Origin of the sequence: Rhizobium sp. 16-488-2b (assembly GCF_017741815.1) — a bacterium.
Lineage (GTDB): Bacteria > Pseudomonadota > Alphaproteobacteria > Rhizobiales > Rhizobiaceae > Rhizobium.
The window spans coordinates 226545-237478 of record NZ_JAGHMF010000020.1; the positions used below are offsets into that span (position 1 = coordinate 226545).

The 10934-nt window shown below is 61.5% G+C and carries 6 protein-coding genes; 1 reads left to right on the forward strand and 5 read right to left on the reverse strand.

Translation table 11 applies throughout. From position 1 onward, the window contains the following. Positions 1 to 148 precede the first annotated feature (148 nt). A complete protein-coding gene (gene gltB / locus J5286_RS18655) occupies positions 149 to 4873 on the reverse strand; it encodes a glutamate synthase large subunit (protein WP_209191645.1) in 4725 nt (1574 codons plus the stop codon). A gap of 558 nt (positions 4874 to 5431) precedes the next feature. Between gltB and J5286_RS18660 the strand changes: the two genes are divergently transcribed. Continuing rightward, on the forward strand, positions 5432 to 6481 hold the full coding sequence (locus J5286_RS18660; protein WP_209191646.1) for a threonine aldolase family protein: 1050 nt from the start codon (positions 5432 to 5434) through the stop codon (positions 6479 to 6481). A gap of 87 nt (positions 6482 to 6568) precedes the next feature. Here the strand turns inward: J5286_RS18660 and cyoD are convergent, their stop codons facing one another. The 4 genes from cyoD to cyoA are packed head-to-tail and all read right to left on the reverse strand — an operon-like array spanning position 6569 to position 10679. Then, entirely contained in the window at positions 6569 to 6922 is a 354-nt protein-coding gene (gene cyoD, locus J5286_RS18665) for a cytochrome o ubiquinol oxidase subunit IV (protein WP_209191647.1), read from the reverse strand. After that, a complete protein-coding gene (gene cyoC / locus J5286_RS18670; RefSeq protein WP_209191648.1) occupies positions 6919 to 7548 on the reverse strand; it encodes a cytochrome o ubiquinol oxidase subunit III in 630 nt (209 codons plus the stop codon). The genes cyoD and cyoC overlap by 4 nt, the downstream gene beginning before the upstream one ends. Position 7549: 1 nt before the next feature. Then, on the reverse strand, positions 7550 to 9550 hold the full coding sequence (gene cyoB, locus J5286_RS18675; RefSeq protein ID WP_209191649.1) for a cytochrome o ubiquinol oxidase subunit I: 2001 nt from the start codon (positions 9548 to 9550) through the stop codon (positions 7550 to 7552). After that, positions 9537 to 10679: a ubiquinol oxidase subunit II gene (gene cyoA, locus J5286_RS18680; RefSeq protein WP_280638483.1), complete on the reverse strand. Its 1143-nt coding sequence runs from the start codon at positions 10677 to 10679 to the stop codon at positions 9537 to 9539. Before cyoA ends, cyoB begins: the two co-directional genes overlap by 14 nt. Positions 10680 to 10934: the final 255 nt, after the last annotated feature.

The following is a 10934-nucleotide window of genomic DNA, read 5'->3' on the forward strand; positions in this document are numbered from 1 at the left end:
AAATTGCTGAACCGTCATTAGAACATATCCCCTTGAGAACCATCCATGAGACTGTGACAGGATTGCTGTCGGCGCAGTCGCCATGGGTCATCGAGATATTTCGGTATCCGCCACGCACGATTGGCACGTGGCGGATATGTCGGTGTTGTTATTCCGCGGCAATCCCCATCCGGCTGCGCTCCATTTCCTCGAGCGCGCGGCGGTATTCGACCGGCATGACCTTGCGGAACTTCGGACGATACTCCGCCCAGTTGTCCAGGATCTGCTTGGCACGGGTGGATTCCGTGTAGTGCAGGTGGTTGGAGATCAACTGGTAGAGGCGTTCCTCGTCGTGGCGGGTCATGTCGCCGGAAACGTCGACGCGGCCCTTGTGCGCGAGATCGCCGCCATGGTGATGCAGCTTCTCCATCAGGTCGTCCTCTTCAGGAACCGGCTCGAGCTCGACCATCGCCATGTTGCAGCGCTTGGCGAAATCGCCGCTCTCGTCGAGAACATAGGCGACGCCACCCGACATGCCGGCCGCGAAGTTGCGGCCAGTCTCACCGAGCACGACCACCACGCCACCTGTCATGTATTCGCAGCCGTGGTCACCCACGCCTTCGACGATGGCGATGGCACCGGAGTTGCGCACCGCGAAGCGCTCGCCCGCGACGCCGCGGAAGTAGCACTCACCCTCGGTCGCGCCGTAGAGCACGGTGTTGCCGACGATGATCGAGTCCTCGGCGATGATCTTCGAGTTCTCCGGCGGACGCACGATGATCTTGCCGCCAGAAAGGCCCTTGCCGACATAGTCGTTGCCGTCGCCGATCAGCTTGAAGGTCACGCCGCGCGCCAGGAACGCGCCGAACGACTGTCCGGCCGTGCCGCGAAGCGTCACGTTGATCGTGTCTTCCTTCAGGCCACGGTGGTTGTAGCGCTTGGCCACCTCACCCGACAGCATCGCGCCCGCGGAACGGTCGACGTTCTTGATGCCGACTTCGAAGCTGACAGGCGTCTTCGACGCGAGTGCCGGCTCGGCTTCCGCGATCATCTTGCGATCGAGAATGTCGTCGATCGGGTGCTTCTGGCGAGTCGTCCAGTAGGTTGCTTCCTTCGGCGCCTCGACCTTGTGGAAGATGCGGCTGAAGTCGAGACCCTTGGACTTCCAATGCGCCAGCATCTCGTCCTTCTCGAGCAGCTCCGAAGCACCGATGATGTCATCGAACTTGGTGAAGCCGAGGGAGGCCAGGATTTCACGCACTTCGTTGGCGACGAAGAAGAAGTAGTTGATGACGTGTTCCGGCGTGCCCTTGAAGCGCTTGCGCAGGACCGGATCCTGGGTGGCAACGCCGACAGGGCAGGTGTTCAGATGGCACTTGCGCATCATGATGCAGCCGGCGGCGATGACAGGAGCCGTCGCAAAGCCGAATTCATCCGCACCAAGAAGCGCACCGATGATGACGTCGCGGCCGGTCTTCAGGCCACCATCGACCTGTAGCGCGATGCGCGAACGAAGGCCGTTCAGCACCAGCGTCTGCTGCGTTTCGGCAAGGCCGATTTCCCACGGAGAGCCGGCATGCTTCAGCGAGGTGAGCGGCGATGCACCGGTGCCGCCGTCAAAGCCGGAGACCGTGATGTGGTCGGCACGCGCCTTGGCAACGCCGGCGGCAACCGTGCCGACGCCAACTTCCGAGACGAGCTTGACCGAGACATCGGACGTCGGGTTGACGTTCTTCAGATCGTAGATCAGCTGCGCCAGATCTTCGATCGAGTAGATGTCGTGGTGCGGCGGCGGCGAGATCAGGCCGACACCCGGCGTCGAGTGACGGGTCTTGGCGACCGTCGCATCGACCTTGTGGCCAGGCAGCTGGCCGCCTTCGCCGGGCTTGGCGCCCTGCGCAACCTTGATCTGCAGCATGTCAGCGTTGACCAGATACTCGGTAGTCACACCGAAGCGTCCCGAAGCGATCTGCTTGATCGCCGAGCGTTCCGGGTTCGCCGAACCATCCGGCAGCGGGAAGTAGCGGTCTGACTCTTCGCCGCCCTCGCCGGTGTTGGACTTGCCGCCGATCTTGTTCATCGCGATCGCCAGCGTCGTATGCGCCTCTCTGGAGATCGAGCCGAAGGACATGGCGCCGGTCGAGAAGCGCTTGACGATCTCGACTGCAGGCTCGACGTCATCGAGCGCGACCGGTTTGCGCCCGATCTGCTCGGCGGTCTTGATCTTGAACAGGCCGCGAATGGTGTTCATGCGCAGCGCCGACGTGTTCACCATCTCGGCGAACTCGCGGTAGCGGTCCTCCGAGTTGCCGCGAACGGCGTGCTGCAGCGTGGCCACCGCATCCGGCGTCCAGGCATGGCTTTCGCCGCGCATGCGGTAGGCGTATTCGCCGCCGATATCGAGCGTGGTCGCGAGCAGCGGATCCTTGCCGAAGGCGGACGTGTGGCGGGCAACGGTCTCTTCGGCGATCGCCTTCAGATCGACGCCTTCGATCATCGTCGCGGTGCCGAAGAAATACTTGTCGACCAGCGCCTGCTGCAGGCCGATCGCATCGAAAATCTGGCCGCCGCAATAGGACTGATAGGTCGAGATGCCCATCTTCGACATGACCTTGAGGATGCCCTTACCGACCGCCTTGATGTAGCGGTAGACGACTTCGGACGCATCCACTTCCTTCGGAAACTCGCCGCGCATGTGCATGTCGGTAAGCGTGTCGAAGGCGAGATAGGGGTTGATAGCTTCGGCGCCATAGCCCGCCAGCAGGCAGAAATGGTGCACTTCGCGCGGCTCGCCGGTCTCGACGACGAGGCCGACGGAGGTGCGCAGACCCTTGCGGATCAGGTGATGGTGCACGGCGGCCGTCGCGAGCAGCGCCGGGATCGCGATACGATCAGGCCCGATCTGGCGGTCCGAGAGCACGATGATGTTGTAGCCGCCCTTGACGGCCGCTTCCGCGCGCTCGCAGAGGCGGTCGAGCATTTCGGGCATGCCTTCGGCGCCACGCTCCACGTCATAGGTGAAGTCGAGCGTCTTGGTGTCGAAACGGTCTTCCGTGTGGCCGATCGAGCGGATCTTTTCGAGATCGCCATTGGTAAGGATCGGTTGACGCACTTCCAGGCGCTTGGCGTTGGCCGCACCCTCGTGGTCGAGAATGTTCGGGCGCGGGCCGATGAAGGACACCAGGCTCATGACCAGCTCTTCGCGGATCGGATCGATCGGCGGGTTGGTGACCTGCGCGAAGTTCTGCTTGAAGTAGGTGTAGAGCAGCTTCGACTTTTCCGACATGGCCGAGATCGGCGTATCGGTGCCCATCGAGCCCACGGCTTCCTGGCCCGTCGTTGCCATTGGCGACATCAGGATCTTGGTGTCTTCGGTGGTGTAGCCAAAGGCCTGCTGGCGGTTGAGCAGCGACACGTCGCGGCGCAGCGCGCGTGGCTCCACCGGCTTCAGGTCTTCGAGGATCAGCTGCGTGCGATCGAGCCAACTGCGATAGGGATGCTTGGTCGCGAGCTCGGTCTTCAGCTCCTCGTCGGAGACGATCTTGCCCTTCTCCATATCGATCAAGAGCATCTTGCCCGGCTGCAGGCGCCACTTCTTGACGATATCCTCTTCGGCCACCGGCAGCGTGCCGGCTTCGGACGCGAGGATGACGCGGTCGTCTGATGTGACGAGGTAGCGGGCCGGACGCAGGCCGTTACGGTCGAGCGTCGCGCCGATCTGCTTGCCGTCTGTGAAGGCAACAGCGGCGGGGCCGTCCCACGGCTCCATCAGGGCTGCATGGTATTCGTAGAACGCCTTGCGCTCCTTCGACATCGACTGGTTGCCGGCCCAGGCTTCCGGGATCAGCATCATCACGGCATGCGCCATGGAGTAGCCGCCGCGCACGAGGAACTCGAGCGCGTTGTCGAAACAGGCCGTGTCCGACTGACCTTCATAAGAGATCGGCCAGAGCTTGGAGATGTCCTCGCCGAAGAGCGGCGAAGACACCGATGCCTGGCGCGCCGCCATCCAGTTGACGTTGGATCGCAGCGTGTTGATTTCGCCGTTATGGGCGACCATGCGGTAGGGATGCGCCAGCTTCCAGGACGGGAAGGTGTTGGTCGAGAAGCGCTGGTGCACGAGCGCGACCGCGCTCTCGAACCGCGGGTCCGACAAGTCCTTATAATAGGCGCCAACCTGGTAGGCCAGGAACATGCCCTTGTAGACGATCGTCGAGGATGACAGCGACACCGGATAGAAGTGGCTCTCCTCGCCGTCGAACTCGTCGTATATACGGTTGGAGATCACCTTGCGCAGCGTGAACAGGCGGCGTTCGAATTCATCGGTGGTTGCGGCGCTATCGCCGGCACCAATGAAAATCTGACAGTGATGCGGTTCGGTCGCGGCGATATCCGGCGCTTTCGACAGCGACGAATTGTCGACGGGCACGTCGCGAAAACCGAGGAGAACCTGACCCTCTTCGGAGACGACGTCCTGCATCACCTTCTTAAAGTGCGCGATCTGCTTTTCGTCGCGCGGCATGAAGACATGGCCGACGCCATATTCACCGGCCTTCGGCAGGGTGATGCCCTGCTTGGCCATTTCCTCGCGGAAGAAGCGATCGGGAATCTGCACGAGAATACCAGCACCGTCACCCATCAGCGGATCGGCGCCGACAGCACCGCGATGCGTCAGGTTCTCCAGAATGAAGAGACCGTCCTTGACGATCTGGTGCGACTTCTGGCCCTTCATGTGCGCGACGAAGCCGACGCCGCAGGCGTCATGTTCGTTGCGTGGGTCATAGAGGCCCTGTTTGCCCGGGAGACCGTTGGCGAACTTACGCGTATCGGCCACCGCGCGCATGTCTGCTGCTGCGAACTGGTCGATGTCAGTGGATGGCGTGTTCTTCGTCATCGTCTTGCCTCCTGTCAGAGCCCGCGATCGTGCGGGCGGCTCTTCGTCGCACACCGTCCCTGATCTTAGGTTCGGCGCATGACAGCGCTGTTGCATTATCGAAGATCCGGTCGCCGGCGGCAGGCTTTCTCTGGGAAGGCAGAGCCTTTCCCGACAAAACAACCGTTGCGCTCCGCGCCTGCCATAGGTCCGTGCGGGAACTTCTTCCGCGCTCCAAGAACTATAGCGTGAAACCCCACGAGTGTAAGGTCCCCCAGCGCCTCTTCGGCCTTGACGGCCAAAATAGGACAGCAACCCTGTCCTAATCCATCGGTTCTATGCCAGAAACGCGACAGCTCCGCAAGAGCCATAAATTAAAAAAACGTCAATTGGCGCATCAAGATTACCAAATCAATCAAGTTGGCGACATAAAATTACGCGATCTCGTATTATATTGTTTCTTGATTGCGGAATTCAATTTTTGTGATGGGTTGCGCCCCAATCGCTTGATCCGGTGAAGCTTTGGATTAAGCTCCCATCCGAACCCGCCCCCACCTCCATTTTTCCCAGGCATTTTCCATGATCTTCGCTTCCGACAACTGGGCTGGCGCCCACCGTTCCATTGCCGAGCGCCTGCTGCAGGAATCTGCCGGTTTCGCCGCCGCTTACGGCACCAGCGACCTCGACCGCCGCGTCGAGGCGCGCTTCGCTGAAATCTTCGAGCGCGAGGTTTCCGTGTTCTTCGTGGCGACGGGCACGGCCGCCAACTCGCTGTCGCTTGCCAGCGTCCAGCGCCCCGGCGGCATCACCTTCTGTCACGCCGAAGCCCATGTGATCGCCGATGAATGCGGCGCCCCCGATTTCTTCAGTCAGGCGCGGCTTACCCCTGTCGATGGCGAATTGGGCAAGATCGATCCGGAAAAGCTCTCCAAGGCGATCGCCGGCTTCCCCGAAAACGCCGTGCACCATGGCCGCGCGACGGCGGTCACCATCACCCAGGCGACCGAGATCGGCACCGTCTACTCGCTCGACGAGATCGATGCCATTGCCGCCATCTGCAAGGAGCGCAAGCTGCCGCTCCACATGGACGGCGCCCGCTTCGCCAATGCGCTGGTGGCGCTCGGCGCAAGCCCGGCCGAAATGACCTGGAAGCGCGGCGTCGACATCCTCTCCTTCGGCGGCACCAAGAACGGCTGCTGGTGCGCCGAGGCGATCGTCGTCTTCGATCCTGAAAAGGCGAAGGAGATGCCCTTCATCCGCAAGCGCGCCGCCCAGCTCTTCTCCAAGTCGCGCTTCATCGCCGCCCAGTTCGACGCCTACCTCGACAACGGTCTGTGGCTTGATCTCGCCGGCCACGCCAACGGCATGGCCGATCGCCTGCGCGCAGGCATCGACGCCAGCAACTCGGCCCGCCTCGCCTGGTCGACGACATCGAACGAAGTTTTCGCCATTATAAAGAAGAGTGCCGGAAAGGCCGCGGAAGACAAGGGCGCGAAATTCTACGAATGGCCGATCCCCTCAGCCACGCCTGATCTCGTCGGCACTGATGAGATCCTGATCCGCCTCGTCACCAGCTTCGCGACAGAGGAAAAGGACGTCGACGGCTTCCTGAGCTGCCTCGCGTCCTGACTCATAAACGCCGATCGGCCCGGTGATCGAAATCACCGGGCCGATCCTCATGGCGCCGCACCCAGCCATGCGGCGCGCATTCCTCACCTACATGCTGCTCATTTCGCCTGTCGTCATCGGCATCATGTTCACGTTCATGTGGTACATGACCCAGATCGTGCCGACGATCGTGATGCAGACGATGATGGCCGTAAAGATGAAGGCCAAGAGCGTCCAACCGTTTTCCGCGCGGCTGTCGACATGCAGGAAGCAGACGACGTGGACGACGATCTGCGCGATGGCGAGCGCGAAGATGATCACGGTGGTTGCCGTGGCATTTTCCAGCGCCCCGGACATGACCAGCCAGAACGGAATGACCGTCAGGATGATCGACAGGATCGAGCCGGTCCAGATGCTGCCCTTGCTGCCGTGAGCGGGTTCGGTGTGATGATGTGTGCTCAACGAAGTGCTCCAAACAGGTAGACGACGGTGAAGACGCCGATCCAGATGATGTCGAGGAAGTGCCAGAACATCGACAGGCACATCAGGCGACGCTTGTTGTCCTCATTCAGTCCGCGCTGGGCAATCTGCACCAGAAGCGTTACCAGCCAGATCAGGCCGAACAGCACGTGCAGGCCGTGCGTGCCGACAAGCGTGAAGAAGGCCGACAGGAAGGCGCTGCGCTGCGGCGTTGCCCCCTCTGCGATCAGCGACGAGAACTCATAGAGTTCTACGCAGAGAAACGCCGCACCGAGTACGCCGGTGACGGCGAGCAGCCGCCACATGGTGGCCGTACGGCCGGCGGCCATCGCCTGCATGCCGATCGAAAGCACGATCGACGATGCCAAGAGGAAGCCGGTGTTCAGCGCTACCAGCGGCAGCTCGAACAGATGCTGCGGTGGAGGCCCACCCGCATAATTGCGGCTGAGCGTTCCGTAGACGGCGAACAGCGAGGCGAAGATCAGCGCATCGCTCATCAGGTAGATCCAGAAGCCGAGCATCGTGGCGCCGCCACTGTGATAATGCTCCTCGGCTTCGGGCTGGTGGTAGACGCGTTGGGCGTCCTTGTTGACGAGTTGAATGGTCATGTCAGGCCCTCGCTGCCGGCTGCTGCGCACGCTTGCCTTCGGTAAGCGCGATCGCATCGGCCGGGATGTAGTGATCGCGGCTGTAGTTGAAGGTGTGGACGATCGAGACGACGAGGATGCCGGCGAAGCTGATGGCGGCCAGCCACCACATGTACCAGATCATGCCGAAGCCCAGTGCCGTCGCGAGTGCCGCAACCACGACGCCGGTGGCTGTATTGCGCGGCATGTGGACGGGGCGGAAGCCTTCGGTCGGATGCTTGTAGCCATGCTCCTTCATGTCGTGCCAGGCGTCGAGTTCGTAGACGACGGGCGTGATCGCGAAGTTGTAGGCAGGCGGAGGCGAAGTGGTCGACCATTCCAGCGTACGACCATCCCAGGGGTCGCCGGTGACATCACGCAGCTTGTTGCGCTTCACGATGCCCATGACGATCGCCATGACGAAGCCGAGCACACCGATGAGGATGATGACGGCGCCGATCAGCGCGATGACGAAGTAAGGCTGCAGCGTCGGGTCGTCGAAATGGTTGACGCGACGCGTGGTGCCCATCAGGCCGACGATGTAGATCGGCGTCCAGGCAACCCAGTAGCCGATCACCCAGCCCCAGAAGGCAACCTTGCCCCAGAACTCGTCCATCTTGAAGCCGAAGGCCTTCGGGAACCAGTAGGTCATGCCGGCGAAGAGACCGAAGACGACGCCGCCGATGATGGTGTTGTGGAAGTGCGCCACCAGGAACAGCGAGTTGTGCAGCACGAAGTCGGCAGCCGGTACGGCGAGCAGAACGCCCGTCATGCCCCCGACCACGAAGGTCAGCATGAAGGCGACGACCCACATCATCGGCAGTTCGAAGCGGATTTCGCCGCGGAACATCGTGAACAGCCAGTTGAACACCTTGGCCCCGGTCGGAATGGCGATCACCATCGTGGCGATCCCGAAGAAGGCGTTGACGCTCGCACCCGATCCCATGGTGAAATAGTGGTGCAACCAGACGAGGTACGAGAGAATGGTGATGACGACCGTGGCGTAGACCATCGAGCCGTAGCCGAACAGGCGCTTGCCGGTGAAGGTCGAGGTGATTTCCGAATAGATGCCGAAGGCCGGCAGGATCAGGACGTAGACCTCGGGGTGCCCCCACATCCACACCATGTTCCAGTAGAGCATCGCGTTGCCGCCGAGATCATTGATGAAGAAGGCGGTGTCGAGATAGCGGTCGAGCAGCAGCAGGAAGAAGGCTGCCGTCAGCGCCGGGAAGATGGCGATGGCGAGAACGTTGCTGCAGAGCGCGGTCCAGGTGAAGACAGGCATCTTCATCAGGCTCATGCCGGGCGCGCGCATCTTGATGACGGTTGCGACCATGTTGACGGCCGAGAGCGTGGTGCCGATGCCGGCGATTTCGAGCGACCATAGATAATAGTCGACCCCGGTATCCGGACTGAAGGCCTTTTCCGCAAGTGGCGCGTAGGACAGCCAGCCGGTGCGTGCGAATTCGCCGACGAACAGCGAGATCATCACCAGCACCGAACCTGCAACCGTCAGCCAGAAGCTGAGGTTGTTCAAGTAGGGGAAGGCGACGTCGCGCGCGCCGATCTGCAGCGGCATGACGAAGTTGACGATGCCGACGACCAGGGGGATCGCCACGAAGAAGATCATGATCGTCCCGTGGGCGGTGAAGATCTGGTCGTAGTGGCTCGAGTGCAGGAAGCCCTCGTTGCCACCGAAAGCAATCGCCTGTTGCAGGCGCATCATCACGGCATCCGAGAAACCGCGCAGCAGCATGATGATCGCCAGCACGATATACATGATGCCGATCTTCTTGTGATCGACGGAGGTGAACCACTCCTTCCAGAGATAGCCCCAGAGCCGGAAATAGGTGAGTGCTGCGACGACGATCAGACCGAGCGCGGCGACCGCGATGAAAGTGCCGACAAGGATCGGCTCATGGATCGGCAGCGATTCGAGCGTTAGCCGCCCGAAGACTGTCGTGGTGAAGCTATGGTCTTGCATTGGAGCCCTGCTGTTCAGGCGCGGCGAGTGCGCCACTGTTGGTGCCGGTGTTGGTGTGGTCGTGAGCGGCCGGAACGGCGGCGGTGACGTCGCCGGATGTCGAGGTGTGGCTCATGGATGGCATGCCCTGGCTCATCTGCCCCTCGCTTAGTGGCATCGACGAATGATCCTTGGGATGCGGCGCGAACATGCCGCCATTATCGCGGTCGAGCGCGCGGTCCTTCTTCATGATGTCGGCGGCGCATTCGGTGCCGGCGACCACGCAACGGTTGAGAACGCGATCAAAGAGGCCGGAGGCGACGGCGGAGAAGTGCATGACGGGCACCTTCTCGCTCGGCTTGTCCAGTTCGACGTAGCGATCGGTCGACAGCGTCTCGCCCGCGGCCTTTATCCCCGCGGCCCATTGGTCGAACCCTGCCTGATCGACACCGTGCAGCTTGAACCGCATGTCGGAATAGCCGGCGCCGGTGTAGTTGCCCGAATAACCCCAGCTGTCGCCCGGCGCGTTGAGCACGGCGTGCAGCATCGATTTCATGCCCGGCATCGCATAGATCATGCCCGCCAGCGTGGGCGCCGAGAAGGTGTTGAACTGGTTTGTCGAGGTGATGGAGAAACGTACGGGGACATCGACCGGGAGGGCCAACTCGTTGACGGTTGCGATGCCTTGTTCGGGATAGATGAAGAGCCACTTCCAATCCATGGCGACGACCTGGATATCGAGAGGCTTGTGGTCCTTGGCCAGCGGCTTGTTGGCGGAAATTCGATCGAGGGGGCGGAAGGGATCGAGGCTGTGGGTGGTGATCCAGGTGACCACGCCGAGACACGCGATGATCAGGAGCGGGATCGACCAGACCACCACTTCGATCGGTGCCGAATGGGTGAAGTTCGGATCGTACTTCTCGGGCGCTCGGCCCTTGCGGTATCGGAACGCGAAGACCACGATCAGGGTCAGCACCGGAATGACGACGAGAAGCATCATGCCGAGCGCGACGAGGATGAGGTTACGCTCCTGAAGAGCGATATCCCCCGTTGGGTTCATCACCACCATATTGCAACCACTGAGAGGAAGCAGCGCAAGAGGTGCGACAAACCGGCGAAAATTTCGTGATATGAATGTTTTCTGGCGCATGCCCGGAAGCTATGTCGCCCCCCGCGCGGCAGCTTTGACATAGATCAAACTTCGATCCGGATGACCGGGGATTTCGCTGCGACATTTTTGTGTGCCGGCCGAAAATCGCAGAGTTCGGTCTCAGACGCCACCAAGCCAGCGCGGCGGCGGCTTTGCGCCGATTTCGTTGAAAAACCCGCTTGATCGACTGCTCATCCGCCCATTTCGGTCCTTCCGGGCGGAGTGCCAATGCGTTTCTACCCCGCGTCTCGGCGC

Coding starts and splice junctions, on each gene's coding strand:
- gltB (WP_209191645.1), bottom strand. CDS start 4,873: ATGACGAAGAACACGCCATCCACTGACATCGACCAGTTCGCAGCAGCA.
- J5286_RS18660 (WP_209191646.1), top strand. CDS start 5,432: ATGATCTTCGCTTCCGACAACTGGGCTGGCGCCCACCGTTCCATTGCC.
- cyoC (WP_209191648.1), bottom strand. CDS start 7,548: ATGACCATTCAACTCGTCAACAAGGACGCCCAACGCGTCTACCACCAG.
- cyoB (WP_209191649.1), bottom strand. CDS start 9,550: ATGCAAGACCATAGCTTCACCACGACAGTCTTCGGGCGGCTAACGCTC.
- cyoA (WP_280638483.1), bottom strand. CDS start 10,679: ATGCGCCAGAAAACATTCATATCACGAAATTTTCGCCGGTTTGTCGCA.